The organism is Phenylobacterium sp. (genome assembly GCF_016124325.1).
Lineage (GTDB): Bacteria > Pseudomonadota > Alphaproteobacteria > Caulobacterales > Caulobacteraceae > Phenylobacterium.
Genome location: NZ_WGNY01000030.1, coordinates 51,679 through 77,284, shown reverse-complemented (window position 1 = coordinate 77,284; position 25,606 = coordinate 51,679). Strand labels below are relative to the sequence as shown.

Below are 25,606 nucleotides of genomic sequence, written 5' to 3'. Positions count from 1 at the left end.
ACGCCGGACGCCCCCAATCGAGCCCGGTCGGCGCCTCCGCCTGAACCGGGTCCCAAACTGACGGCGCCGATCCTGACGACGCAACAGGATTCGCGCCATACGGGCTTTGCCGTGGCTCCGCACGCCCCGCCGCGGACGCCTCCGGTTCCCAGGCTCCGCCTTGGGCCGGCGAGGAATCCCTTGCCGGCCAAGGTGTTGCAATTGTGCCGCTCCTCCCGCGGACTTTTGCAGAACGCCGAAATTCGAGTAGCGGAGCGGAAACAATCGTCTTCCCATGGGGGCACTCAGGCCGGCCCAGTTCCAGAGGCTGCCGAGGGGAGGAAAATTCATGTCCAAAGGCAGATTCTTCTGCAGTTCATCCCTATTGGGCGCGCTGGCCGCGGCCGGGCTCGCGGGTTCCGCATATGCCCAGGATACGGTCCAGGAGGTGATCGTCACCGGCTCATTCATCCGCGGAACGCCCGAAGATGCGGCGCTTCCGGTCGAGGTGATCGGGAGCGACGAGCTTCAGCGCCGGGGATCGCCGAACACGATCGAACTCATCAAGAGCCTGCCCGTCAGCGGCCCGGTGCTGGGGGATTCCAACCAGTTCTCGACGGCCGCCCAAGGCCAGGTCGGCGCGGGCACGATCAACCTTCGCGGCCTCGGCAGCCTCCGCACCCTGGTGCTGGTGAACGGCCGGCGCGTGGTGTCCTCGGCGGGCGCCGGCAGCGGCGGCGTCGACACCAATCTGCTGCCGGTCTCGGCGATCGGCCGGGTCGAGGTCCTGAAGGACGGCGCGGCCGCCACCTACGGCTCCGACGCCATCGCCGGCGTGGTGAACTTCATCACCCGGACCAACTTCGAGGGCCTCGAGGTGAGCGGCGACTACCGCTTGGTCGACGGCTCCAAGGGCGACTACAACGCCAACGCCGTCTACGGCGTGAACTTCGACAACGCGAACATCCTGGTCTCGGCCGGCTACCAGCACCGGTCAGAGCTGAAGACGACGGATCGGGACTGGTCGTTCACGCCCTATCTGACCAACCCGTCGGGCTGGTCGGTGCTGGGTCAGCCGCCGGCGTTCCTGCCCCTGAGCGCGGCCGGCTCGCCGACCGCCGGCGTCACCCGAGACGCGAACTGCGCCGCCGTGGGCGGCTACGCGGGCTTCACCGGCAACACGGCGGCCTGCTACTTCAGCTACATCCCGTTCGACAACCTGATCGAGGATGAGAACCGCTACCACATCTTCGCCCAGGCCAATGTCGACCTGAACGACGACACCCATTTCCACGCCGAGGCCTATTGGGCCAAGACCGACCTGCCGCACATGCGGTTCTCGCCGGCCTTCCCGCCGATCCAAGGCCCGAACGGGCCGGGCAGCGTCGGCGTGTTCTCGACGCCGATCGCCAACCCGGGCGCGCTCGCCGCGCTGCAGCAGGCGGGGCTGTCGGCGGCGCAGATCGCCGCCACGAGCCGCATTTCGCTGACGCTGTTCCGCCCCCTCGGCGCGGGCGGCAACCCGATCTTCGACGACGGCGGCCAGATCGGCTACCGCAACTACAACCTCTACCGCGTGTCGGCGGGGCTGACGGGCAACCTGCCGTTCGGCGGCATCGGCTACGACCTGGGCGTGACCTACTCGCGCACCCAGAACCGCCAGTCGACGCCGGACGTGTTCATCAACAGGCTGCAACTGGCCCTGAACGGCCTGGGCGGTCCGAACTGCACGGGGTCCACCCCGGGCGCGAACGGATGCCTCTGGTTCAACCCGTTCTCGAACGGCTACTCGGGCAACCCGGCCCTGGGGCTTTCGAACCCCGGGTTCGTGCCCGGCAACGCCAACAGTCCTGACCTGGTGAACTGGCTGTTCGAGCGAAATTCCCAGACCCAGCAGCGGCAGGATCTGTTCGTCGTCGACCTCGTGTTCAACGGCGAGCTGGGCATCGAGCTTCCGGGCGGCGCGATCGGATGGGCGGCCGGCGGCCAGTACCGCGCGACCGACTTCGAATCGACGCTGCGCAGCCCGTTCCAGGACGCCCGCGTCACGCCCTGCCCGACCCCGGGCGTCACCACCTGCGCGTTCCCGACCGGCCCCTATATCTTCCTGGGCCAGGGCACGCCGCAGCAGCTGGATGACTCGGTGTACGCGCTGTTCGCCGAGACCAACCTGCCGATCACCGACAGCCTGAACGCGCAGGCGGCGATCCGCTACGAGGACTACGGCGGCCTGACCGGCTCGACCACCAATCCCAAGCTGGCCCTGAAGTGGCAGATCGTCGATGCGTTCGCGCTGCGGGGCTCGGTGGGCACCACGTTCCGCGGCCCGACGCCGGGCAACCGGTCGTCGAACGCGGTCACGGGCCTCAGCGGCATCCAGGCGGCCGGCAACAACTTCAAGTCGGTCGACTTCACCGGCAACCCGGCCGTCGGCCCGGAGAAGGCGTTCACCTACAATGTGGGCGCGATCTTCCAGACGGGCGGCCTGCGGGTCATCGCCGACTACTGGCACTTCAACATCAAGGACCAGATCACCACGGTTCCGGCCCAGATCGTGGCCACCGCGGTGGGCGGCGTCGGCAACGGCACCCAGTTCGTCAACTGCGGCAGCGCGCTGCGCGGCCTGATCACCTTCAACAACAACGACAGCTGCGTTCAGGGCGTGACGGTCGGCAACGACATCCAGCGGGTGCGGTCCGACACGGTGAACGGGCCGCGGATCAAGGTCTCCGGCATCGACGGCTCCATCGACTACAAGATGCGGGACGTTGCGGGCGGCGACCTCACCGTCGGCGGATCGTTCAGCCGGCTCGTGAAGTACGACATCGGCGACTTCAAGCTCAACGGGGTGTTCGTGTCGGCCGCCTACAGCGCGCTCGGCTACACCAACTACGACCGCTTCCCGGGCACGGTCTCGAAGCTGCGCGGCGCGGCCTACGCCGAGTACGCCCGTGGCGACCACAACCTCCGGCTCGACCTGACCTACATCGGCGGGGCGACGGACAACCGTGGTCCCACGACGGTCCAGACCGGCGCGTCGTCGAACTGCAACGTCGCCAACGCCCAGGCGGGCGTGGCCACCAACTGCCAGCTGACGAGCCTGGGGCTGAAGGTGAAGTCCTTCTACACCCTCGACCTGACCTACCGGCTCCAACTGCCCTGGGACACGACGGTCACGGCCACGGTCTTCAATATCTTCGACCGCGATCCGTCGGCGGCCCGTCTCGAGGCCGGCTACGACCCATTCATCGGCAACCCCTACGGCCGGACCTTCAAGGTGGGCGTCCGCAAGAAGTTCTGAGTTCATCGCCACATGGCGAGGCGCCGCCGGTCATCCGGCGGCGCTCTCCTTTATCGACGACGGCGGTTTGGCCGGAGGTCGACGGAGCTTCCCGTCGCACCGCGGCGAGGTGCGCCCATAGAGGGCGTCGCATACGCATTCTTCGGAAAGCCACATTTCGGAAGTCTGGTACGTTTTTTCGCCAAACCCTCTGGCATCAAATGGAAAGTCGGGCGATCATCGCCTCTCCAGGACCCTGAAGATCTCGCGCGCTAGACGCGAGGCGGGGGTCGATGGGGGAGGAAACACCATGATCAAGCGCAGATATTTCTGCGGCGGCTCCGCATTGGCCGTCGCCTTGACCTTCGGGCTGACCGGCCAGGCGGCGGCCCAGTCCGGCGGCTCGGACCCGTCCGAGCTCACCGAGGTCGTGGTCACCGGCTCGTTCATCGCCGGTACGCCCAAGGACGCGGCCCTGCCGGTGGACGTGATCGGCGCCCAGGACCTGCAGAAACAGGGCTCGCCCAGCGTGGTCCAGCTGGTGAAGTCGATCACCGCCTCGCAATCGGCGCTCGGCGAAAGCAACCGCTACAACGGCGGGGCGGGCACCGCCTCGATCAACCTGCGCGGCTTCGGCGCCTCGCGCACCCTCGTCCTGATGAACGGCCGGCGGCTGGCCGACACGACCGCGGCGGCCTTCCAGGGCGGCGGCCAGGACCTGAACTTCATCCCCACGGCCGCGATCGGCAGGGTCGAGATCCTCAAGGACGGCGCGGCGGCCACCTACGGCTCGGACGCGGTCGCCGGCGTGGTGAACTTCATCACCCGCAAGGACCTCGACGGCCTCGAGGTCAACGCCAACTACGCCGCCATCGACGGCTCGAAGGGCGACTACGACGCCGACGTGGCCTGGGGCAAACGGCTCGACAACGGCAACATCCTGGTGACGGCCGGCTACCGCCACCGCTCGCGGCTCGACATCCGCGACCGCGACTGGGCGCTCACGCCGTTCGAATCGGTGTTCTACGGCGGCTGGTCCGGCTCGGCGAACCCCGGCCAGTACCGGCAGCCGAACGGCGGGACCCCCGCCTTCTACGACAACGGCTGCAACGAGCTGGGCGGCCAGCTGCTGACGGCGGCCTTCGTGCCGACGACCGGCGCCGGCGGCACCCAGTGCCGCTATCAGTTCTCGCCGTTCAACGACCTCGTGAACGTCGAGAACCAGTACCAGCTCTACGCGGAAGTGAACGGCGACCTGTCGGATGACATCTCGTTCCACGCCGAGGTGGCCTGGCACCGCAACGACATCCCCAACCAGCGGATCTCACCGGCCAACCTGACCACCCAGTTCCCGACGCCGATCAGCGCCGGCGGCACTTCGGGCTCGACGGCGACGCCCGGATTCAACGGCCAGGTCCCGTTCTTCATCCCGGCCAACAACCCCGGCCTGGTGGCCCTGCGCACCGTCTGCGCCGCGCCGCTGACCGCCACCCAGTGCGCCTCGATGGTCAACGGCGTGACCGCCAGCCAGACCGCGTGGCGCGCCATCGGCGTGGCCGGCCATCCCACCAATCCGGACGGCGCTGACTATCAGGACATCCAGCGCCAGGCCTTCCGCGTGTCGGGCGAGCTGAAGGGCAAGGTGTTCGAGGACATCGGCTGGGACGTCGCCATCACCTACATGGAAAACCAGGGGACGGTGACCACCAACGACCTGCTGGTGAACCGCCTGCAGAACGCCCTGCGCGGCCTGGGCGGCCCGGGCTGCAACCCCGCCACCGGCACCCCCGGAGTGGGCGGCTGCGGCTGGTTCAACCCGTTCACCAACGCCATCCAGGTGAGCAAGGCCAATGGGGCGACCAACCCCTACTACGTGGCCTCCGCCGCCAACGACCCGGCGCTGGTCGAGTGGATGTACGGCACCTACACCAACGTGAACACCAACACCCTGTTCGTGGCCGACTTCGTCCTGAACGGCGATCTGCCGTTCGAGCTGCCGGGCGGCGCGGTCCAGTGGGCGGCCGGCGCGCAGTACCGCTACACCCGCACCCAGCAGGACTGGTCGGGCCTCGGCGACGTGAACGCCACGCCCTGCGTCGACTCGATCGACGACGGCCTGCCGCTCTGCTCCAACCCCGTGGGACCGTTCGTGTTCTTCGGCGCCCAGGAGGACTTCGACGCCGACAACCGGGTGGGCGCGGCCTTCGCCGAATTGCGCCTGCCGGTGCTCGACACCCTCGAGTTCAACCTGGCGCTCCGTCACGAGGACTTCGGCGGCCGCATCGGCACCACCACCAATCCGAAGATCGCGGCGAAGTGGCAGGCCCTCGACTGGCTGGCGTTCCGCGGCTCCGCCGGCTCGACCTTCCGGGCGCCGAACGAGGCCCAGACCTCGCCGGGCACCTCCAAGGGCGTGAGCAACATCGGCGGCAGCTACCGCGCCGTCGTGACGGCCAACAACCCCGACCTGAAGCCGGAGACCGCCAGGACGTTCAACGTCGGCGCCGTCGTCGAACGGGGCGGCCTGTTCGTCTCGGTCGACTACTACAGCTTCGACTTCAAGAAGGAGCTGGGGCTGGAAAGCAGCAGCGCCATCTATGCGGCGCTCGCCAAGACCGGGGCGGGGCTGGGCTGCAACAACGCCGCCCTCGTCGCGCGGTTCGTGTTCACCTCGGCCGGGTGCGGCCAGGCCAACGTGCTCCAGCTCACCCGCAAGATCGTCAACGGCCCGCGGACCAAGACCTCCGGCATCGACTTCCGCGCCCAGTACGATTTCGACGACTTCTTCGGGATGGAGTTCTACGACACCCGCGTCAGCGTGGGCATCGAGGCGACCAAGCTGATCAAGGTGAAGCGGGGCGTCGCGACCCTCGGCGAGGATTCGTCGGTGATCCTGGAGGACGCCGTCGATCGCGCCGGGCTCCACGACCTGGGCGGCGGGGACTTCTATTCGTACCCGAAGCTGCGGGCGAACGGGTTCATCAACTTCCGGCGCGACAACTGGAACCTGCGCTGGCAGGCGCTCTACCACGAGGGCACCCGCTACAACGGCGCCGTCTGCACCGGCGCGTTCCCGAACTACGTCCAGACCGCCGACTGCCGGTTCAACTACGACACCAACAAGTACGAGTCGGTCGGCAAGACGAAAGCCTACTGGCAGCACGACCTGATCCTGCAGGTGGACCTGCCGTGGGATACGCGGGTCACCGCCAGCGTGCTCAACGTGCTGGATAAGGACCCGTCGTTCGCGCAGAGCTTCTACAACTACGACGTCTCCAACGGGAATCCGCTGGGGCGCGTGTTCAAGTTCGGCGTGAAGAAGAGCTTCTGAGTCCTCCCGACTCGGACGTCTCGGGGGCGCCGGTTCAGACCCGGCGCCCCTCTCTTTGTCCTCAGGTCCAGGCTTGCCGCGCCGGCCTCAGGGGCGGGCGCCCTTGGGCAGGGCCTTGACCTCATCCGGCGTGAGCTTGCGGATGCTCTTCACCGGGCACCGATCGGGCCCGATCGGCGTCGGCGAGAGGATCTCGGCGTCGAGGCCGGTGCAGATGTAGTCGCTGCCGCGCGAGACCAGCGCGATCTTGTGGTTCCAGTCGACGTCCTGGCAGCGGCCCAGCATCTCGAGCTGGTAGTAGTCGTTCACGCCCACGCGCAGGTTGACGATGTGGTTGTCGCTGGACGCGAAGCTGTTCACCTGGCGGGTCCAGAAACACTGCTTGGCCGGCTTGGCGGCGGCCTCCTCGGAGGTCTTGGCCGAGGCGGCGGGTCCCAGGCTCATCAGGGTCGCGGCGGCGAGGCCCAGGGCGATCTTCCAATGCATGACGAGGCTCCTTCGAGCGCGATCGTCCCCCTTGCTCCGGAATATAGGAAAGGTCCTCGCGTTTAGGAACCGAGGCGGCGCGCCGCCCGGCGAGCAAAGCGGGCCGGATCGACCAGATCGGCGGCGGCCCGGCTGAGGGGCGAGGGGGCGTCCATGGCCAGGGCCGCGACGTGCTCGGCCAGCAACGGCGCGAGCGAGAAGCCGCGCGAACCGAAGCCGGCCAGCAGGAAGAGGCCCGGCGCGCCGGCCGGCCCCGCCAATGGCAGCCGGTCGGGCGTGACGGCGCGGACGGCGGCGCGGCCGCCCAGCGGCGCGTCGGCGAGTCGCGCGGCGAGCCGGGGCAGGGCGTGGGCGAGCAGCTCCAGATTGCGCTGGTGGTCGGTCCCGCGCAGGTCGCAGGCCTCGTCATCCCGGTCGTGGGTGGCGCCGAAGAGGACGCCGTCGCGCAGCGGCAGGACATAGCCGCCCCAGGCTGCGGCCGGGACCGGACCCGCGCCCACGGCCCAACTCGCCTGGCCGCGCACGGGCCGTAGCGGCGCGTCCGTCGCCAGGACGGCCGAACCCAGGCCCGCCGAACCCAGGGCGGCGGCCACGATCACCGCGTCGGCCCCGACGATTTCCGCCCCGGCCGCGTCCAGCAGGCGCCAGCTCCCCGCGTCGGCGTTACCGTCGGCGGCCACAGCGGCGACACGCGCCCGGCGGGGTTCGCCCGTCCAGGCCGCGAGCACGGGCGCGGGCTGGATCACCAACGCCGCCGACTGGCGCAGCGCGGCGGGCGCCGGTTCGCCCAGGCGGCCGGAGGCTTCGGCGGGCGAGAGCATCTCGAGTGTCGCCGGCGCGAACAGGTCGGAGTCCGCGATGCGGCCGAAACGTTCGGCGTCGCGTGGCCCCTGGACCAGTTGGAGGACCTCGCGCGAGACGACGGCGCCGGGGATCGCGGCGTAGAGGTCCGTCGCGCGCTCGAAGGCCTGGGCGAACAGGGCGGCGGCCTCCCCCAGCCCGGCGTCCAGGCGCGGGGTCACGAGGGCGGCCGGATTGCCCGAACCCCCGGCCCCGGCGGCCTCGGCCTCGACGACGATCGGCTCGCCGCCCAGGGCCCGCACGGCGCGGGCCGCCGCGGCGCCGGCGATCCCGGCCCCCACGACGGCGACCCGGCGGACCGGCGACCCGGCGGCCTCGCCCGGCAGCCACGCCTCCAGGCGCTCGCGCTTGCGGCCGAAGCCGGGCCGCTTCTCGACCGTAAAGCCCGCGGCGGCCAGCCCGCGCCGCACGTCGCCGGCCACGGTGAAGGTCGCCGCTCGCGCCCCGGGCGCCGAACGCGCCGCCACCAGGCCCAGCACCTGCGGCGTCCACATCCCGGGGTTCAGGGCCGGGGAGAAGCCGTCGAGGAACCAGGCGTCGGCGCGGCCCGACCAGCCTTCCAGGGCCTCGGCGACGTCGAGCATCGCCAGGTCGAGGACGGCGTCCAGTTCGGGGAATTCGACGCGGCGGCGGCCGCGGACGCGCGGCGGCCAGCGCGAGGTCATGAGGCCGGCGACCTCGGCGAGCTCGGGCCAGCGGCCCAGCGCGCGGGCCGCCTCATCGGCGGCGATCGGGAAGGCCTCGACGGAGAAGACGTGCAGGCGGCCGCCCGGGGGGCGCGTGCGCCGCCACAGGTCGAGGAGCGCGGCGACGTTCAGGCCGGTCCCGAAGCCCAGTTCGCCCACCACGAATCGGCGGCGCCCGGCCCAGGCCCGCGGCAGGCCGCAACCCTCCAGGAACACCGCCCGGGTCTCGGCCAGGCCGTCCTCGGCGGAGAAGTAGACGTCGCCGAACCGGGCCGAACGTGGCTGGCCGTCGTCGGTCCAGGTGAGCGGGCTTGTTGGCGGCGGGTCGGCGGACATGGTCTGCGTAACGAAAAAGGGCCGCCCTGGCGGGCGGCCCTTCCGTAACGCGAAAGCGCGTGAGGCGCTTACTTCTTCTCGGGCTCGGCCGGAGCAGCGGCCGGAGCCGCGGCGTCGGCGGCCGGGGCGGCGGCGTCAGCAGCCGGAGCCGCGGCGTCGGCCGGGGCGGCGGCGGCGTCGGCGCTCGCGGCGGCGGCGGCGGCGTCGGCGGCAGGAGCTTCAGCAGCCGGAGCTTCGGCGGCCGGGGCTTCTTCCTTCTTCTGGCAGGCAGCGACGCCCAGGAGGGCGACGGCGGCGCCGGCGACGAGAACGCCGCGGAGCACTTGCTTGGTCATCTGGTTAGTCCTCATGACTGTGTCAGCGCAGGGGTTCGTTCCGCCCGCCATCGGGCAGGCGTCTCCCCCGACGCGGGCGCAGCAATACGCTCGCCGGAGGTCGCTCCGCAAGCGAATTATCACGAGTTCGTGATCACATTTTTCGCCCGTCCCGAAGGGGGCGCGATCAGGCCTCGGTCGGGATGCTCGAAAGCGCCTCTTCCAGCTCCAGGAAGCTGGGCTGGGCGTCCGACGGCACGTTGCCGCGGCCGATTTCCACCGAGATCTGGGCGGCGTTGCCGTGCAGGTGGGCCACCAGCACCGCCTGGATGATGCGATAGAACGCGCTTTCCTCCTCGACCACTTCCTTCATCCGCGTGGCGAAGGGGCCGACCATGCCGTAGGCGAGGAACACGCCGAGGAAGGTGCCGACCAGAGCGCCGCCGATCATCTCGCCGAGGACTTCGGGCGGTTCGGTGATGGCGCCCATGGTCTTGATGACGCCCAGCACGGCGGCGACGATGCCGAGGGCCGGCAGGGCGTCGGCCAGGTTCTGGATGGCGTGGCTGGGCGCCAGCGCCTCGTGGTGGTGCTTCTCGAGCTGCTTCTCCATGGCGTCCTCGACCTGGTGCGGGTCTTCGAGGTTCATGGTCATCATCCGCAGCGTGTCGCAGATGAAGTCGATGGCGAAGTGGTCCTTCATCACCTTCGGGAAGCGGGTGAAGATCGAGCTCTCGCCCGGGTTCTCGATGTGGCTCTCCAGCGCGATGACGCCCTTGGACTTCATGGTCTTGGTGAGCAGGAACAGCAGGGCCAGCAGGTCGCGGTAATCGGCGGCCTTCCACTTCGGGCCCGAGAACACCTTGCCCATGCCGCCGCCGCAGCCCTTGATGACCGGCATCGAGTTGGCGACGAGGAAGCTGGCGACGCCGGCGCCGCCGATGGCCATCAGTTCGTGGGGCGCAGCGTGGAGGATCACCCCCATGTTCCCGCCGGACATGATGTAGCTGCCGAACACGAGGCCGAACAGCAGCACGAGACCGATAATCTGGAACATGGACTCCCCCGGGGCGTCCCGCCAGCATGCCGGTTAATGCTTAATGTGGCGTGAGCGGTGACGGGCTCGATTTGCCGCGGGCCCGCGTCGGGTTAAAGCCGTCGTCATGGCCAATCCAGCGCCCGTACCGAGCCTGCCCAAGAGCTCGTTCACGATCATCTTCGCGGTCTCCATGGCCACGGCGATGGGCAATACGGGCCTGATCTCGATCCTGGCGCCGATCGGCCGCTCGATCGGCATCCCGGATTTCCTGGTCTCGGGGATCTTCTCGCTCTCGGCGCTGCTCTGGGCGTTCTCCTCGCCGTTCTGGGCGCGGGCGTCGGACCGGCGCGGGCGCAAGCCGCTGATGATGGTGGGGCTGACCGGCTTCCTGGTCTCGATGACGCTGTGCGGCCTCGTCGTCAGCGCGGGGCTGCGGCACATGGCGCCGCCCCTGGTCATCTTCGGGTTCCTGCTCCTGGCGCGGGCGCTGTTCGGCCTGTTCGGGGCGGCGAGCAACCCGGCGACCCAGGCCTACATCGCCGAGCGCACGCCGATGGAGAAGCGCACCCAGGCCATGGCCAGCCTGGCGGGGGCCTTCGGGCTCGGAACGGTGATCGGGCCCTTCCTGGCGCCGCTCTTTGTCTTTCCCGTGATCGGCCTCGCCGGCCCGCTGTTCGCCTTCGCCCTGATCGCGCTGGGCGTGCTGGTGGTGGTCTGGCGCTTCCTGCCGGACCGAAAGATCGACGCCCAGGCCAAGCGCCAGCGATGGCCGGTGGAGATCGCCGCGTCGAAGGCGAGGCCGATGTGGCGAGACCCCAGGATCGTGCCGTTCCTCGTCTACGGCTTCATCGTCGCCACCTGCCAGACCGCGCAGCAGCAGACGCTGAGCTTCCTGATCATCGACAAGACCGGCGAGACGCCGATCCACGCCCAGCCGTTCATCGCCACGGCCATGATGTTTGGCGCCGTGGCGGGCCTGCTGGCCCAATGGGGCCTCATCCGGATGTTCGAGATGACGCCGCGCCAGCTCCTGCGCTGGGGCGTGGGCGTGGCGGCGGCGGGCAATCTGATCGTCGCGGCCGCGCCGGGCGGCCACAACGGATTCTATATCGTCGTCGCCGGCTACGCGCTTTCCAGCCTGGGCTTCGGCTTCGCGCGGCCCGGCTTCACGGCCGGCGCGTCGATCGCGGTGGACATGAACGAACAGGCGCGCGCGGCCGGGGCCATCGCGGCGGTCAACGGCGTGAACGTGGTCCTCGCGCCGCTGTTCGTCCTGCTCTACGAGCGCTTCGGGCCGCTGCCCTTCCTCATCAACGCCACGCTGATGGCGGGCCTGCTGCTCTACGCCTTCCGCAATGCGGCGCTGAAGAACGCCGACCCGAAGCCGGCCTCGCGCGAGCAGGCGACCATGGCCACCATCGAGAAGAGCGACGAGGGAGGCACCGCCTAGAGCCTTCATGGATCAAGCGGGACCACTTGCTCCGGACGAGAAGCCTCTGTCTTCAGGCGAGTGGAGCCCGTCCGGGCGGGCGAACCGGCATCCGCTTCACCCTGACGGGCTCTAGTTCTGGCCGGCCTCGGCCTTGAGCCGGCGCACCATGTCGGACGACAGGTAGCCGTCGGCGGTGAGGCCGCGGGCCTTCTGCCAGTCGCGCAGGGCCCCACGGGTGCGAATGCCCACCACCCCGTCGTCGCCGCCCGGATCGAAGCCCAGGGCCGCCAGGGCGCGCTGGGCGGTGCGCCGGTCGAGCAGGCTGAGCGGCTGTTCCTGCGGCCAGGCCTTCACCGGCCCGGACGCGCCGGCGAAGCGGTCGGCGAGGAAGCCCACCCCCAGCGCGTAGGCCAGGCTGTTGTTGTACCGGCGGATCGCGAAGTGGTTGGGGAACAGCAGGAAGAGCGGCCCGCTCGCTCCGGCCGGCGCGACGAGCTGGGCGGCGGCGGCCTTGTCGGCGGCCGGCCAGGGCTTGCCGTCGGCGCGCACGACGCCCTTGGCCGCCCACCAGTCCGGCGTCTCGCGCGGGCCTTCGGTGAGGCCGTAGTCGAAGCCGGCGGGGACGGTCACCTCGCGCGCCCAGGTCTGGCCGGGGACCCAGCCCGCCTTGGCTAGAAGGTTGGCCGCTGAGGCCAGGGAGTCGGCCTTGGACCCCCAGATGTCGCGGTGGCCGTCGCCGTCCTGGTCGACGGCGGTGGAGAGGTAGGTCGAGGGGATGAACTGCGTCTGGCCCATGGCGCCGGCCCACGAGCCCCGGAGGCGCGAACGCGGCTCCTCGCCCGACTGGATGATCCTGAGCGCGGCGATCAGCTCGCCCTCGGCCCAGCTGCGGCGACGGCCCTCGGCGGCGAGCGTCGCCAGCGACCGCACCGTGTCGTAGTCGCCCTGGATGGCCCCGAAGCCGCTCTCCAGCGCCCAGACGCCCAGCAGGATCTCCTTGGGCACGCCGAAGCGCTTCTCGATGGTCAGCAGTTCGGGCGTGTCGGCCAGGCGGCGCTGGCCGATGGCCACGCGGTCGGCGGTGACCACGCCGCGCAGATAGTCGCTGATCGGCCGGGAGAATTCGGGCTGGCGCTCGTCCAGGGCGGTGACGCGCGGGTCGGGCGTGAGATCGGCCATCTCGCGCCGGATCACCGCCTGATCGATCCCGGCGGCCAGGGCGCGGCCCTGGAAGTCCGAGGCCCAGGCGTCGAAGCTGGTGATCCCCGAGGCGGTGGGCGGGGTGATGCTGGGCGGCGGCGCGGCGTCGGCGGCCGGCTGGGCGGCGGCGGCGGCGTGCGGGGCCACCGCGGCCGGCGGACCGGTCATGGGCGCGGGCCCGGCGGGGCTGACGCAGCCGGCCAGAACGAGGGGGAGGACGGGCAGGACGACGAGATGGCGGCGCATCGGACTGACTCTAGGGTGCGTCGCGGTCGCGCCCAACTATGTCGGCCTTATGGCGTCGGGGCCGGTCCGGTTGACTTGGCCGGACCATCCCCGTATATGCGCCCGCTCTTGTTCGCCAACCGGCCGGTCCACGGCCCGATTGAAGATACGGTCCTATGAAGGTCAGAAGCTCGCTCAAGTCGCTCAAGACGCGTCACCGCGACTGCAAGCTCGTGCGCCGCAAGGGCCGAGTCTATGTGATCAACAAGACCGACCCGCGCTTCAAGGCCAAGCAAGGCTGAGCGGTCGCTGATGACCCAGGCGGGACCGAAGGCGGTCGTCTGGGACTTCGGCAATGTCATCGTGCGCTGGAACCCGCGCACGCTCTATTCCAAGATCTTCCCTGATCCGGCCGACTGCGACCGCTTCCTCGCGGACGTTTGCACCATGGCCTGGCACGCGCCCACCGACTGCGGCGTCACCTTCGCCGACAACTGCGCGGCGCTGATCGACAAGCACCCCCATCACGAAGCCGAGATCCGCGCCTGGCACGAGCGCTGGGACGAGATGTTCTCCGGGCCCATCGAAGAGACCGAGACGGCCATCGAGGCGTTGCACGCGCGCGGCGTGCCGCAGTTCGGCCTCTCCAACATCAGCCACGAGACCGTCGATTCCACCCTGGTGATGAGCCCGGCGTTCGGCCGGCTGGCGGACTTCGTCGCCTCGGGGCGCGAAGGGGTGATGAAGCCGGATCCGGCGATCTTCGAACTGGCCTGCGCCCGTTTCGGCCACGCACCGGCCGAGCTGCTGTTCGTCGACGACAGCGCCCGCAACATCGAGACGGCCGGGAAGATGGGCTTCCACACCCATCACTTCACCGATCCCGCCGCGCTCGCCCCCGCCCTGAGGGGCCACGGACTGCTGTAGCGCCCGGGTTGGCCCACCCCGTGCAGGGGGTGGCATGCAAGGACCTTCCCTTGTGCCAATTCCGCACGGACCTCCCTCGGGGTTCGGCGCCACAGGATGACCCAGACGATGCGCCCCCGCACCACTCTCCGCGCCCTGGTCGCGACCGCCGCCCTCGCGGGCTTCGCCGCCGTCGCCGCGCCCGCCGCCGCCGATGCGCCGGTCGTGTCGCTTTCGAACCTCGGCGACCCCGACACCCTGCCGATCGACCAGATCCTGGTCGCCGACTTCAACGACGCCGGCGACCCCACCGCCGTGGTCGCGCCCGGCTTCACCCTGACGCTCAACGGCGCCACCGTGGGCGTCAACGAAGGCGTCGGCGGCTACAGCGGCACCCTGCCGAACGACCCCACGCACTACCTGACCGTGCCGGGCGGCAAGTCGGCCGAGCTGACCTCGGTGAAGCTGCTGAAGAGCTTCAGCCTCTACATGGGCTCGCCCGACACCTACAATTCGATCCGCTTCATCGGCGACAACTACGACTTCACCCTGACCGGCGGCCAGATCACGGCCGGCTACACCGGCCAGAGCTGGGGTTGGGGCCAGCGGATCAACTTCGACTTCGGCGGCTACAACGTGAACCGCATCGTCCTGAGCTCGAGCTCGAACTCGTTCGAAGTGGACAATTTCGCCGCCCAGGCCGCCGTGCCCGAGCCGGCCACCTGGATCGCGATGATCCTGGGCTTCGGCCTGCTGGGCGCCGAGATGCGCCGCCGGCGCGTGGCGGGCGCGGTCGCCTAGACCCTTCTCCAGCTGAGCAGCAACGAACTTCAGGCCCCTCGCCTCGCGGCGGGGGGCTTTTTCTTGGCTCAGTCGGCGCTGCGCACGAGGTCGAAGAACTCCTGGCGGGTGCGCGGATCGTCGCGGATTTCGCCGAGCAGGTGGCTGGTGGTGAGGCGCGAGCCGGGCGTGTTGACGCCGCGCATGGTCATGCAGCTGTGCTCGGAGACGATCACCACGCCCACGCCCTTGGGCCGCAGCACATCCTGGATCGCCTCGGCGATCTCGGCGGTGAGCTTCTCCTGGATCTGCAGGCGCCGCGCGAAGCCGTGGACCACGCGCGCCAGCTTGGAGATGCCGACCACCCGGTCGGTCGGCAGATAGCCCACATGCGCGCGGCCCAGGAACGGCAGCATGTGGTGCTCGCAGAAGCTGACGACGCGGATGTCCTTGAGCAGCACCAGCTCGTCGTAGCCGCCGACCTCCTCGAAGGTGCGGGCCAGGTACTCGCGCGGATCGGTCTCGTAGCCGGCGAACAGCTCGCGGTAGGCCTTGGCCACCCGCCGCGGCGTGTCGCGCAGACCCTCGCGGTCGGGGTCGTCGCCGGCCCATTCGATGAGGGTGCGCACGGCCGCATGCGCGTCCGCCTCGGTGGGTTTCGCCTTGGGCGTCTTGGCCATCGCGTCCTCCGCGTGCATCGGTCCCGACCATATGGCTGTAGCGCAGGTCCGGGGGCGGATGACAGGGCGCGAGTCGATCGATAGGGTCCGCGCCTTTCCGACCCACCCCTTCCAGTTTAAAGGCTAGGCCATGGCCGACGACGCTACCGCCCACTCCGACGTCCTGAACGCGACCGCCCAGGGCCAGCTCAAGAGCATCATCGAACGCGTCGAGCGCCTCGAGCAGGAAAAGTCCGAGATCGCCGAGCAGATCAAGGAGGTCTTCGCCGAGGCCAAGGGCAACGGTTTCGACGTGAAGATCCTTCGCAAGGTGGTGCGCCTGCGCAAGCAGGACCGGGCCAAGCGCCAGGAGGAAGAGGCCATCCTCGACCTCTACCTCTCCGCCATCGGAGAGATTTGAAGCGCAAGGCGCCAGACCCGAAGGCGGCGGCCAAGCGCGCCGCCCTCAACGCGCTGCGCCGCGCCCGGCGCATGGCCGACAAGTCGGGCGTCGAGCTCTCCGAGTGGGAGGGCGAGTTCCTGGGCAGCGTGTCCGACCGGGTGAAGACCTACGGCCGCGCGTTCGGCGACCCCGAGAAGGGCGCGCCCGGCCAGGCCCTGTCGGCGATGCAGCACGTGAAGCTCAAGGAGATCGCCGCCAAAGCGAAGGGCGAGAAGAAGGGCCTGCAGCGCCGGCCGTTCAAGCGCAGGAAGGCCGACGGCTAGCGCGCGGGGCCGTCGCGATTCACCATTCGACTTCACGATGTCTTGGCCTCGGCCGGCGTCTATTCCGGTCGTGTTCGGATCACGATCCATCCCTGATGTCGCACGTCCGCTGGCCGCCGCCGCGGCGCTGTGCCTGCTGGCGGCCCCGGCGTCGGCCCAGGAGATGACCCAGGCCCGGTTCGCCCAGATCATGGACGCCGCGTTCGGCCAGGGCGTCTGGCGAATGACCGGCGGCTACCGCACCCCGCAGCGCGAGGACCAGCTGCGCGCCCAGGGGGCGATGACCGTGCGCCCCGGCGGGACGTCGCGACATTCGCTGGGCAGCGCCGACGCGCCGGGCGCCTTCGACCTCGTGGTCGACGGGATGAGTCCCTACGACGCCGCCGATCGCCTGCGCCGCGCGGGGGCGCCGTTCGCGCGGTACCAGCCCAAGGGCGCGCACGGGACCCAGGGGCCGCACCTGCACCTCGAGCCCTACGGCTTCGGCTCGGCCGGCGTGCAGGTGGCCGCGTTCGCGCGGCCGGCCCCCGAGGTGAGCCGAATGCGCCCGCTCACGCTTTCCATGCCGGCGGTGAGCGCGCGCGGCGCCGCCGACATCCGCGAGAAGCTCGCGCGCCTGCGCGCCGACGCGAGCCGACGCCAGCCCGGCGCGCAGCTCGAGCTCGGCCGCGCCTATGCGGCGGGCTACATCGTGCCGCGCGACTTCGAAACCGCGCAGGAATGGCTGCAGGCCGCGGCGGACAACCCCGACGCCGACCCGCAGACCCGGGGCGAAGCCGCCCAGGCCCTCGCCGAAGTCTCCGACCTCCTCGCGGCGCAGCGCGCCCAGGCGCCCGCGCGGCTGGCCCAACTGGGAACGCGCGCCTTGGGCCGATAGCGCCCATCCGCGCCAAAAGCGCAACTTGGGACAACAGGTCACATTGGTCGGACTCCGTTGTTCGGAGATCATGTTCATTCGCGCCCGGCTTTAGCCGGGTTGGGCGGATCGGGGAGAGCGGACGTGTCGGAGGCGGGGGCCCACGGCGGACCTTTTCGGCGGCGCAGGCGGCCGACATCGATCTCGCGGCAGCAGATCGCGGACGCCTATACGCCGGTGGTTCGCGGCTTCATGATCGCCGCGGCGGCGTACTACGCCATCGTCGCGGTCTCCCATCCGTTCTTCGAAACCGGCGCGGCCCTGGTGGTGCTCGACAGCCTGGCCGTCGTGACGGCGGCGGCGGCGGCCGGCTTCTGGCTCCGGCTTGGCCGGGGGAAGATGTCGGCCGGAGGCGTCGAGGCGATCTCGGGCCTGGTCTATCTTCTCTTCCTGATCAACATCGTCGCCTACCACGCCTTCCATTTCGAAGAGCAGAAGCTGATCTATTTCTCGCTGCTGGCGCTGGTCTGCGGCACCACCGCTTCGACCGATCGACTGGCGTACCTCAGCGTGGGCGCCAGTCTGGCCTGCCTCGTCTTCCTGGGCGCGCGCTACGACCCGGGCTTCATCAACAATTTCGGCTACATCGGCCTTGCTTCGGGCTTCGCGGCCCTAGGCATGGCCACCCTGATGCGCGGGGCGGTCATCCGGGAGCTCGAGGCGCGGGTCGCTTCGGAGGCCCTGGCCCGCGACGCCCAGGCCGCCAGCCGCGCCAAGTCGGCGTTCCTGGCGACGATGAGCCACGAGATCCGCACGCCGCTCAATGGCGTGCTCGGCATGGTCCAGGCGATGGATGCGGGGCGCCTCGAGATCGACCAGCGCGACCGGCTCCACGTGATCCAGGAGTCGGCGCAGGCGCTGCTGGGCGTGCTGAACGACGTGCTCGACATGGCCCAGATCGAGAGCGGGCGCGCCGAGATAAGGCCCAACGCCTTCCGGCTCGACGTGCTCGCCGACAGCCTCCGGAGGCTCTACGAACCGCTGGCGGCGGAGAAGGGCCTGGGCTTCCAGCTCGACCTGGAGGGCGAGGGCGCGGCGTGGCGCTGGGGCGACGCCGGGCGCCTGCGCCAGATTGTATCCAACCTGATCTCGAACGCGCTGAAGTTCACCGAGCAGGGTGAGATCCGCGTGGTCCTCAGGCTGGAAGGCGAGCACCTCACCGGCGCGGTGGAGGACACCGGCGTCGGCATGTCGCCCGAGGCGCAGGCCTCGATCTTCGAGCGGTTCGTGCAGGTGGACGACACCATCACGCGCCGGATCGGCGGGACCGGCCTGGGCCTGGCGATCTCCCGCGATCTGGCCCAGCTGATGGGTGGCGACATCTGGTGCCGGTCGGAGCCGGGGCGTGGTTCGACCTTCACGCTGCGCCTGCCGCTGCCGGCGGCCGAAGGCGCGGCCGATCCCGATGCGGGCGCCGAGCCGGAGGTGGTCGCAACGGGCCGCGTGCTGGTGGTGGACGACAATCCGACCAACCGGCTGGTCCTCGGCGCCCTGCTCGGCGGCCTGGGCATGTCGCACGGCGTGGCCTGCGACGGCGTGGAGGCGCTGGAGTCGTTCGCGTCCGAGACCTGGGACGCGATCCTGATGGACGTCCACATGCCGCACATGGACGGCCTGGCGGCGGCGCGCGCGATCCGGGCGCGGGAGGAGGTCTCCGGCCGCCTGCGCACGCCGATCGTCGCGGTCACGGCGAGCGTCCTCTCGCACGAGGTCGACGGCTATCTCGAAGCCGGGATGGACGCTGTGCTGGCCAAGCCGATCCAGCTGTCGGCGCTGGCCGAATGCCTGGGTCGGCTGGAGACGGCGCAGACCGAGCGCGAGGCCGATCGCCTCAGGGCCTAGCGGCCCTAGGCGGCTTCCTCGGCGTCGCCGTCGGCTTCGCCTACGCCCTTGACCAGGCCGTCGAGGCCCTGCTCGCGGACCTTGCGGTAGAGCGTGGAGCGGCCGATGCCGAGGCGGCGGGCCACCTCGCTCATGTGGCCGGCGTAGACCTCGATGGCGAGCTGGATCAGGTCGCGCTCGATCTCCTCCAGCGTGCGCAGGTGACCCCGCGCGTCGAGGATGCGGACCGGCGAGTCGGCGGCCGGAGCGGAGGCCGCCTGCGCCTGGGGCGCCACCACGGCCTGGGCCTCGGCCGGCAGTTCCGGCGGCGGCGCCGCGATCCCGGAGATCGCCGGGAAGTCGTAGGGCTGGAGGTAGGGCGCGTCGGCCAGCACGATGGCGCGATAGACCGCGTTCTCCAGCTGGCGGACGTTGCCGGGCCAGTCGAACGCCGCCAGGCAGGCCACCGTCTCGGGCGCGGCGCCCACGACCGACTTGCCTTCCTCCACGTTGAACCGGCGGATGAAGTGCTCGACCAGGGCCGGGATGTCGTCCTTGCGGTCGCGCAGGCTGGGCGCTTCCACCGGGAAGACGTTCAGGCGGTAGAACAGGTCCTCGCGGAACCGGCCCTCGGCCACGGCCTGGGAAAGATCGCGGTTGGTGGCCGAGACGATGCGCACGTCCACCTTGATCGAGCGCTTGGAGCCGATCGGGTCGATCTCGCTCTCCTGCAGCGCGCGCAGCAGTTTCACCTGCATGTCGAGCGGCAGTTCGCCGACCTCGTCGAGGAACAGGGTGCCGCCGTTGGCTTCCTGGAACTTGCCCAGGTGCTTGTCGGTGGCGCCGGTGAAGCTGCCCTTCTCGTGGCCGAACAGGATGCTCTCCACGAGGTTCTCGGGAATGGCGCCGCAGTTCACCGCCACGAAGGGCTTGCCGGCGCGGTCGGACGAGCCGTGGACCGCGCGCGCGATCACTTCCTTGCCGACCCCGCTCTCGCCGGTGATCAGGATGGGAATCGACGACTTGGCCGCCCGCTCGCCGAGCCGCTTGACCATCAGCATGGCCGGCGAGGTCCCGATCAGGTCGTCGAAGGTGGTGCGCCCGGAGGCGTGCTTCTTCAGCCGGTCCACCTCGCCCTTCAGCGCGCCCATGGAAAGCGCGTTGCGGATGGAGACGGTGATGCGTTCGGGGCTGGCGGGCTTGACGAAGAAGTCGTAGGCGCCGGCCTGCATGGCCTGGACGACGGTGTCGATCCCGCCCGTGGCGGTCAGCACGATCACCGGTTGGGGCAGGCCCCGCGCGCGCATCTCGACCAGGGTGTCCTGGCCCGACATGCCCGGCATGACGAGATCGAGCAGCACCACGTCGACCGTGGCCCCCGAGGTCAGGTGCTGCATCGCCTCGTCGCCACTCTGGGCGTGGGCGACCGCGAAACCATCCCGCTCAAGAACCGCCTGGATCAGACGGCGTTGCGTCGGGTCGTCGTCGACGACCAGGACCGTTTTGGCCATATGAAAACACCCACCAGATTGGACGCTCGCCCTTTCTGGACGAGGCCTTGTTGTTGTCTCCCTTTGGTACAGGGGAGGGGTAAAGGCCGAGTTTCCCGTTCCTGAGTCAGGAGTTAACCGCGTCGCCCTCCGGCGGCGGCCCGCCGTGGGCCCGGATCGGCGTCGTCGCGGCGAGCATGCCAGCGGCCAAAAACTGGCTATGGAAAACCAGTCCAGTTCTGGCAGGTTCGAACCATGAACCTCCGTCGGATCGGTCCCGCATCGCTGACCCGTCTCCTCGGCGCCTGGCGCGGCGAGGGCGGCGGACCCGCCTATCGCCGCATGGCCGACAGCCTGCGGCTGCTCATCCTGGACGGCCGCCTGCCGCTGGACGTGGTGCTGCCTGGCGAGCGCGAGCTGGCCTCGGCGCTGGAAGTCAGCCGCACGACCGTCACCGCCGCCCTGGCCTGCCTCCGCGACGAGGGCTTCCTGGAACGGCGCCAGGGGGCGGGCGCGCGCACGCGCCTGCCCGCGGGCCCCGGCGAGCGCGGCCAGGCCAGCCTGATCGCCGGCTCGGAGGCCGAAGGGCTGATCGACATGGCCTCGGCGGCCCCGCCGGCCGGGGAGGGCGTCCACCAGGCCTACGCGGCGGCGCTGCAGGCGCTGCCCGCGCACCTGCCCCACCACGGCTACGCGGCGCTGGGCCTGCCGGTGCTGCGCGAGGTGATCGCCCAGCGCTACGCGCGGCGCGGCCTGCCCACGCGCGCCGACCAGATTATGGTCACCAACGGCGCCCAGCATGCGTTCGCGCTGATGCTGCGGCTGATGACCGGACCCGGCGACCGGGTGGTGATCGACCACCCCACCTATCCGCACGCCATCGACGCCATCCAGCGCGCCTCGTGCCGGCCCGCGCCGGTGGGCCTGCCGGGGGAGGGCTGGGACGTGGAGGGCGTCGCCGCGACGCTGCGCCAGAGCGGCCCGCGCCTGGCCTACTTCATCGCCGACTTCCACAACCCCACCGGACGCTGGATGACGCCGGACACCCGCGCGGCGATCGTCGCGGCGGCGGCGCGGGCGCGCACCACGCTGATCTTCGACGAGACTCTGATCGACCTTGGCCTGGAGGGCGAGAGCCGCCCGTACGGCTTCGACGAGCCGGAGGAAGGGCTGGTGCGCCTGGGCTCGATGGGCAAGACGTTCTGGGGCGGCATGCGGCTGGGCTGGATCCGCGCCGACGTCCAGACGATCCAGGCGCTGGCCGCGCGGCGGGCCTCGCTCGATCTCGGAACGCCGCTCCTGGAGCAGCTCGCCGCGGCCCACCTGCTCGCCGACGACGCGGCCGCCATCGCCCGCCGGCGCGAGCTGTTGCGGGCGCGGCGCGACCATCTGGCGGCCGCCGTCGGCCAGGCGTTCCCGGACTGGCGCTTCGAGATTCCCGAAGGCGGCCTGGTGCTGTGGGCCGAGCTGCCCGCCGCGGTGTCGACGGCGCTCGCGGCCACCTCCGACCGGTTCGGCGTGCGCCTCGCCGCGGGGCCCAGGTTCGGGGTCGACGGCGCCTTCGAGCGCTTCCTGCGCCTGCCCTTCACCCACGACCCGGAGGTGCTGTCGGACGCCGTCGCGCGACTGGCCCAGACCTATTCGCGCCTGCGCCCCGGCATGGCCCCCGCGCGCGCCGGAACGGTGGGCGCCCTCATCTGACGTTGCGGCAGGGTTGCAGGCCGGCGCCTGCCGGGCATAGTGCCGCCTGATCGCCGATCACGCGAACGAACTCGGCGGCTGGGAGGACGGCAATGAAGATCATCCGGCTGGGTTTGGCGCTGGCGTTGGCGATCACCGTGGCCGCCTGCCAGAAGAAGGCCGAGCCCGGGAACGTCGACGGCGCCCGCATCGCCGCGGCCGACTCCAACGCCGAGTGGCTGTCGTACGGCAAGGGCTACTCCGAGCAGCGCTTCAGCCCGCTCGACAAGGTCAACGCCGGCAACGTCGGCGAGCTGGGCCTGGCCTGGTACGCCCAGTTCGACACCGACCGTGGCCAGGAGGCGACGCCGATCGAGGTCGACGGGGTGATCTACACCACGACCGCCTGGTCGAAGGTGTTCGCCTTCGATGCGGTCACCGGCAAGCAGCTCTGGGCCTACGACCCGAAGGTCGAGGGCTCGAAGGGCTTCGATGCCTGCTGTGACGTGGTCAACCGCGGCGTCGCGGTCTGGAAGGGCAAAGTCTATGTGGGCGTGCTGGACGGCCGCCTCGTGGCGCTCGACGCCAAGACCGGCCAGCCGGTCTGGACGGCGCAGACCACCGATCCCAAGAAGCCCTACACGATCACCGGCGCGCCGCGGGTCATCAAGGACAAGGTGCTGATCGGCAACGGCGGCGCCGAGTACGGCGTGCGCGGCTACATCACCGCCTACGACGCGGCCACCGGCAAGCAGGCCTGGCGCTTCTTCATGACGCCCAATCCCGAGGGCAAGCCCGACGGCGCGGCCTCGGACAAGGTCATGGCCGAGAAGGCCGCGGCCACCTGGTCGGACGGCGAGTGGAAGCAGACCGGCGGCGGCGGCACGCCCTGGGACGCCATCGCCTACGACCCCGACCTCGACATCGTCTACATCGGCGTCGGCAACGGCACGCCCTGGAACCACGTGAAGCGTTCGGGCGGCAAGGGCGACAACCTGTTCCTGAGCTCGATCCTGGCGCTCAAGCCCGAGACCGGGGAATACGTCTGGCACTATCAGACCACGCCGGGCGAGAGCTGGGACTACACCGCCACCCAGCAGATCATCCTCGCCGACCTGAAGATCGACGGGCAGGACCGCAAGGTCCTGATGCAGGCGCCGAAGAACGGCTTCTTCTACGTGCTCGACCGGGCCACCGGCGCGCTGATCTCGGCCAAGCCGTACGTGGACTCCATCACCTGGGCGACCGGCGTCGACATGAAGACGGGCCGGCCGATCGAAACCCCCGGGGCGCGCTATGAGAAGGCGGCGGTCATGCAGGTGCCCGGCCCGCTGGGCGCGCACAACTGGCAGCCGATGGCCTTCGATCCGAAGACCGGCCTGGTCTACATCCCGACCAACGTGACCCCCTTCGCCTACACGGATGACAAGGGCCGCGGTTACAAGGAGGGCGCCTGGAACGTGGGCGTCGACTTCCTGGCCAACGCGCTCCCGACCGACGAGGCGACCCTGAAGGCGGTGCAGGCCCTGGTGAAGGGCCAGCTCGTGGCCTGGGATCCGATCCAGCAGAAGCCGGTGTGGAAGGTCGACCATCCCTATTTCTGGAATGCGGGCGTGCTGGCCACGGCCGGCGGCCTCGTCTTCCAGGGCACGGCCGAGGGCGACCTGGGCGCCTACGACGCCACCTCGGGCAAGAAGCTGTGGAGCTACAAGACCGGCAACGGCGTGATCGCCGCGCCCATGACCTACGAGCTCGACGGCCAGCAGTACGTGGCGGTGATGGTGGGCGTCGGCGGCGGCGGCCAGATCTCGGCGCCGGCCTCGATGCCGACGCGTCCGCGCCTGCCCGGCCGGCTCCTGGTGTTCAAGCTGGGCGGCAAGGCGACGGCTCCGGCGTTCGACGCGCCCGCGCCGCCGCCGTTCGAGGTGGCCGGGCTCAGCTCGACCGGCGACGCCCAGCACGGCTTCGCGCTGTTCCACCAGAACTGCCAAGTCTGCCACGGGCCGAACGCCTCGGGCGCCTGGCTGCCCGACCTGAAGCGCTCGCCGATGCTGCAGACGGCCGACAACTGGAAGGGCGTGGTGATCGACGGCGCCAGCGCCTCGCGCGGCATGGCCAGCTTCTCGCGCTTCCTGTCGCCGCAGGACGCCGAGGACATCCGCGCCTACGTCATCACCGAGGCGAAGAAGGCCGCCGCGGGCCAGACCTCGACCGGCACGCCGATCGGGATGAACTAGGGCAAGGCCGCCGCGAACTGATCGACGATCCAGTCGGCCTGGTCGTCGGTCAGGATCAGCGGCGGGGCGATGCGGATGGTGTGCGCGTGGGTCTCCTTGGCCAGGAGCCCGCGGCCCTGCAGCGCCTCGCAGACCCGCCGCGCGCCGCCGGCGTCGGCGTGCAGTTCCACCGCGATCATCAGGCCGCGGCCGCGGACCTCCTTCACGCGCGACGTGGCCACCTGGGCCAGGCCGGCCTGCAGGCGGGCGCCGACACGGGCGGCGTTCTCGACCATGCCTTCTTCGACCAGCACCTTCAGCGCCGCGCGGGCGACGGCGCAGGCCAGCGGGTTGCCGCCGAAGGTCGAGCCGTGCTCGCCGGGGTGCAGCACGCCCATCACCTCCGAGTTCGAGAGCACCGCGGAGACCGGATAGAAGCCGCCGGACAGCGCCTTGCCGATCAGGGTCAGGTCGGCCTCGATGCCGTCGTGCTCTTCCGCCAGCAGCCGGCCCGTGCGGCCGAGGCCCGTCTGGATCTCGTCGAGGATCAGGATGACGTTGTGGCGGGTGCAGAGCTCTCGCACGCGCCTCAGATAGCCGGCCGGCGGGAAGATGACCCCGGCCTCGCCCTGGATCGGCTCGACCAGGAAGGCGACGGTGTTGGGGCCGATGGCGGCCTCAAGGGCGGCGGCGTCGCCGAACGGAACGGTCCGGAAGCCCGGCGCGAAGGGGCCGAAGCCGCCACGGGAGTCGGGGTCGGTGGAGAAGCCGACGATAGCCACGGTGCGGCCGTGGAAATTGTCGGCGGCCACGACGATCTCGGCCTGGCCGTCGGGCACGCCCTTGATCTCGTAGCCCCACTTGCGGGCGACCTTCAGGGCCGTCTCGACCGCCTCGGCGCCCGAGTTCATCGGCAGCACCTTGTGGCTGTTGGTGAGGGCGCAGACCTCCTCGTAGAACGGCGCGAGCTGGTCGTTGCGAAAGGCCCGTGAGGTCAGCGTCAGCCGTCCGGCCTGCTCGACCATGGCGGCCAGGATCTTCGGGTGGCAGTGGCCCTGGTTCACCGCCGAATAGGCCGACAGGCAGTCGAGGTAGCGATTGCCGTCGACGTCCCAGACGTGGACTCCCTCGCCGCGGGTGAGCACCACGTCGAGGGGCTTGTAGTTCTTCGCCCCCAGGCGGGCCTCGGTGTCGATGTAGCGCTGGGTGAGGGCGCGGTTCAGGCTGACGTCGTTCATGGCGG

General features: G+C 70.4%; 20 protein-coding genes. 12 read left to right on the top strand and 8 right to left on the bottom strand.

All coding sequences use genetic code 11. The annotated features are described in order from the left end of the window. Window positions 1-328: 328 nt before the first annotated feature. Both GC203_RS17315 and GC203_RS17310 read left to right on the top strand, forming a co-directional pair. Window positions 329-3,280 carry a TonB-dependent receptor gene (locus GC203_RS17315; RefSeq protein WP_293457189.1) on the top strand — a complete coding sequence of 984 codons (2,952 nt, stop codon included), beginning with the start codon at window positions 329-331 and terminating at the stop codon, window positions 3,278-3,280. Window positions 3,281-3,569: 289 nt separating this feature from the next. Next, the gene (locus GC203_RS17310; RefSeq protein WP_293457187.1) at window positions 3,570-6,590 is read left to right on the top strand and encodes a TonB-dependent receptor; all 3,021 of its coding nucleotides are present in this window, start codon (window positions 3,570-3,572) and stop codon (window positions 6,588-6,590) included. Window positions 6,591-6,677: 87 nt separating this feature from the next. On the opposite strand, the gene GC203_RS17305 is transcribed toward GC203_RS17310, so the two are convergent. The 4 genes from GC203_RS17305 to motA all read right to left on the bottom strand — a co-directional run bounded on the left by GC203_RS17305 (window position 6,678) and on the right by motA (window position 10,330). Next, complete coding sequence (locus GC203_RS17305; protein ID WP_293457184.1) at window positions 6,678-7,076, bottom strand: DUF6491 family protein; 399 nt, start codon at window positions 7,074-7,076, stop codon at window positions 6,678-6,680. 62 nt (window positions 7,077-7,138) lie between these two features. Further along, window positions 7,139-8,959: a tRNA (5-methylaminomethyl-2-thiouridine)(34)-methyltransferase MnmD gene (gene mnmD / locus GC203_RS17300; RefSeq protein WP_293457181.1), complete on the bottom strand. Its 1,821-nt coding sequence runs from the start codon at window positions 8,957-8,959 to the stop codon at window positions 7,139-7,141. Window positions 8,960-9,027: 68 nt separating this feature from the next. Then, complete coding sequence (locus GC203_RS17295; protein ID WP_293457178.1) at window positions 9,028-9,294, bottom strand: hypothetical protein; 267 nt, start codon at window positions 9,292-9,294, stop codon at window positions 9,028-9,030. 166 nt (window positions 9,295-9,460) lie between these two features. Then, window positions 9,461-10,330, bottom strand: a complete 870-nt coding sequence (gene motA / locus GC203_RS17290; RefSeq protein WP_293457175.1) for a flagellar motor stator protein MotA — start codon at window positions 10,328-10,330, stop codon at window positions 9,461-9,463. A 106-nt stretch (window positions 10,331-10,436) separates the two neighbouring features. Between motA and GC203_RS17285 the strand changes: the two genes are divergently transcribed. Then, window positions 10,437-11,762 carry an MFS transporter gene (locus GC203_RS17285; protein ID WP_293457172.1) on the top strand — a complete coding sequence of 442 codons (1,326 nt, stop codon included), beginning with the start codon at window positions 10,437-10,439 and terminating at the stop codon, window positions 11,760-11,762. Between the two features lie 111 nt (window positions 11,763-11,873). Here the strand turns inward: GC203_RS17285 and GC203_RS17280 are convergent, their stop codons facing one another. Next, window positions 11,874-13,190 carry a lytic murein transglycosylase gene (locus tag GC203_RS17280; protein ID WP_293457170.1) on the bottom strand — a complete coding sequence of 439 codons (1,317 nt, stop codon included), beginning with the start codon at window positions 13,188-13,190 and terminating at the stop codon, window positions 11,874-11,876. Between the two features lie 155 nt (window positions 13,191-13,345). Between GC203_RS17280 and ykgO the strand changes: the two genes are divergently transcribed. The 3 genes from ykgO (at window position 13,346) to GC203_RS17265 (ending at window position 14,876) form a co-directional block, all read left to right on the top strand. Continuing rightward, window positions 13,346-13,471, top strand: a complete 126-nt coding sequence (ykgO, locus tag GC203_RS17275; protein ID WP_012523667.1) for a type B 50S ribosomal protein L36 — start codon at window positions 13,346-13,348, stop codon at window positions 13,469-13,471. A 10-nt stretch (window positions 13,472-13,481) separates the two neighbouring features. Next, window positions 13,482-14,096 carry an HAD family phosphatase gene (locus tag GC203_RS17270; protein ID WP_293457155.1) on the top strand — a complete coding sequence of 205 codons (615 nt, stop codon included), beginning with the start codon at window positions 13,482-13,484 and terminating at the stop codon, window positions 14,094-14,096. Window positions 14,097-14,192: 96 nt separating this feature from the next. Then, on the top strand, window positions 14,193-14,876 hold the full coding sequence (locus GC203_RS17265) for a PEPxxWA-CTERM sorting domain-containing protein (RefSeq protein ID WP_293457153.1): 684 nt from the start codon (window positions 14,193-14,195) through the stop codon (window positions 14,874-14,876). Window positions 14,877-14,944: 68 nt separating this feature from the next. Here the strand turns inward: GC203_RS17265 and folE are convergent, their stop codons facing one another. Then, window positions 14,945-15,535 (bottom strand): GTP cyclohydrolase I FolE, encoded by a 591-nt coding sequence (gene folE, locus GC203_RS17260; protein ID WP_293457152.1) that lies wholly within the window; start codon window positions 15,533-15,535, stop codon window positions 14,945-14,947. Between the two features lie 130 nt (window positions 15,536-15,665). On the opposite strand from folE, the gene GC203_RS17255 reads away from it, so the two are divergent. The 4 genes from GC203_RS17255 (at window position 15,666) to GC203_RS17240 (ending at window position 18,998) form a co-directional block, all read left to right on the top strand. After that, window positions 15,666-15,935, top strand: coding sequence for a DUF2312 domain-containing protein (locus GC203_RS17255; protein WP_293457149.1), 270 nt, complete (start codon window positions 15,666-15,668; stop codon window positions 15,933-15,935). Further along, window positions 15,932-16,240, top strand: coding sequence for a hypothetical protein (locus tag GC203_RS17250; protein ID WP_293457147.1), 309 nt, complete (start codon window positions 15,932-15,934; stop codon window positions 16,238-16,240). The genes GC203_RS17255 and GC203_RS17250 overlap by 4 nt, the downstream gene beginning before the upstream one ends. Before the next feature lie 70 nt (window positions 16,241-16,310). Beyond that, window positions 16,311-17,117, top strand: a complete 807-nt coding sequence (locus tag GC203_RS17245; protein WP_293457145.1) for a hypothetical protein — start codon at window positions 16,311-16,313, stop codon at window positions 17,115-17,117. A 123-nt stretch (window positions 17,118-17,240) separates the two neighbouring features. Further along, on the top strand, window positions 17,241-18,998 hold the full coding sequence (locus GC203_RS17240) for an ATP-binding protein (protein WP_293457143.1): 1,758 nt from the start codon (window positions 17,241-17,243) through the stop codon (window positions 18,996-18,998). 5 nt (window positions 18,999-19,003) lie between these two features. Here GC203_RS17240 and GC203_RS17235 read toward each other — a convergent pair whose 3' ends face one another. After that, a complete protein-coding gene (locus GC203_RS17235) occupies window positions 19,004-20,488 on the bottom strand; it encodes a sigma-54 dependent transcriptional regulator (protein WP_293457141.1) in 1,485 nt (494 codons plus the stop codon). A 234-nt stretch (window positions 20,489-20,722) separates the two neighbouring features. Here GC203_RS17235 and GC203_RS17230 point away from each other — a divergent pair, with 234 nt between their 5' ends. Both GC203_RS17230 and GC203_RS17225 read left to right on the top strand, forming a co-directional pair. Further along, entirely contained in the window at window positions 20,723-22,168 is a 1,446-nt protein-coding gene (locus tag GC203_RS17230) for a PLP-dependent aminotransferase family protein (RefSeq protein WP_293457139.1), read from the top strand. A gap of 92 nt (window positions 22,169-22,260) precedes the next feature. Further along, window positions 22,261-24,384, top strand: a complete 2,124-nt coding sequence (locus GC203_RS17225; protein WP_293457137.1) for a PQQ-dependent dehydrogenase, methanol/ethanol family — start codon at window positions 22,261-22,263, stop codon at window positions 24,382-24,384. Here GC203_RS17225 and rocD read toward each other — a convergent pair. Then, window positions 24,381-25,601, bottom strand: coding sequence for an ornithine--oxo-acid transaminase (gene rocD, locus GC203_RS17220; protein WP_293457135.1), 1,221 nt, complete (start codon window positions 25,599-25,601; stop codon window positions 24,381-24,383). The two genes, GC203_RS17225 and rocD, sit on opposite strands and share 4 nt — an antisense overlap. Window positions 25,602-25,606 lie beyond the last annotated feature (5 nt).

Excerpts from the sequence above, each read along its gene's own strand:
- GC203_RS17315 (WP_293457189.1), top strand. The coding sequence starts at position 329 with ATGTCCAAAGGCAGATTCTTCTGCAGTTCATCCCTATTGGGCGCGCTG.
- GC203_RS17310 (WP_293457187.1), top strand. The coding sequence starts at position 3,570 with ATGATCAAGCGCAGATATTTCTGCGGCGGCTCCGCATTGGCCGTCGCC.
- GC203_RS17305 (WP_293457184.1), bottom strand. The coding sequence starts at position 7,076 with ATGCATTGGAAGATCGCCCTGGGCCTCGCCGCCGCGACCCTGATGAGC.
- mnmD (WP_293457181.1), bottom strand. The coding sequence starts at position 8,959 with ATGTCCGCCGACCCGCCGCCAACAAGCCCGCTCACCTGGACCGACGAC.
- GC203_RS17295 (WP_293457178.1), bottom strand. The coding sequence starts at position 9,294 with ATGACCAAGCAAGTGCTCCGCGGCGTTCTCGTCGCCGGCGCCGCCGTC.
- motA (WP_293457175.1), bottom strand. The coding sequence starts at position 10,330 with ATGTTCCAGATTATCGGTCTCGTGCTGCTGTTCGGCCTCGTGTTCGGC.
- GC203_RS17285 (WP_293457172.1), top strand. The coding sequence starts at position 10,437 with ATGGCCAATCCAGCGCCCGTACCGAGCCTGCCCAAGAGCTCGTTCACG.
- GC203_RS17280 (WP_293457170.1), bottom strand. The coding sequence starts at position 13,190 with ATGCGCCGCCATCTCGTCGTCCTGCCCGTCCTCCCCCTCGTTCTGGCC.
- ykgO (WP_012523667.1), top strand. The coding sequence starts at position 13,346 with ATGAAGGTCAGAAGCTCGCTCAAGTCGCTCAAGACGCGTCACCGCGAC.
- GC203_RS17270 (WP_293457155.1), top strand. The coding sequence starts at position 13,482 with ATGACCCAGGCGGGACCGAAGGCGGTCGTCTGGGACTTCGGCAATGTC.
- GC203_RS17265 (WP_293457153.1), top strand. The coding sequence starts at position 14,193 with ATGACCCAGACGATGCGCCCCCGCACCACTCTCCGCGCCCTGGTCGCG.
- folE (WP_293457152.1), bottom strand. The coding sequence starts at position 15,535 with ATGGCCAAGACGCCCAAGGCGAAACCCACCGAGGCGGACGCGCATGCG.
- GC203_RS17255 (WP_293457149.1), top strand. The coding sequence starts at position 15,666 with ATGGCCGACGACGCTACCGCCCACTCCGACGTCCTGAACGCGACCGCC.
- GC203_RS17235 (WP_293457141.1), bottom strand. The coding sequence starts at position 20,488 with ATGGCCAAAACGGTCCTGGTCGTCGACGACGACCCGACGCAACGCCGT.
- GC203_RS17230 (WP_293457139.1), top strand. The coding sequence starts at position 20,723 with ATGAACCTCCGTCGGATCGGTCCCGCATCGCTGACCCGTCTCCTCGGC.
- GC203_RS17225 (WP_293457137.1), top strand. The coding sequence starts at position 22,261 with ATGAAGATCATCCGGCTGGGTTTGGCGCTGGCGTTGGCGATCACCGTG.
- rocD (WP_293457135.1), bottom strand. The coding sequence starts at position 25,601 with ATGAACGACGTCAGCCTGAACCGCGCCCTCACCCAGCGCTACATCGAC.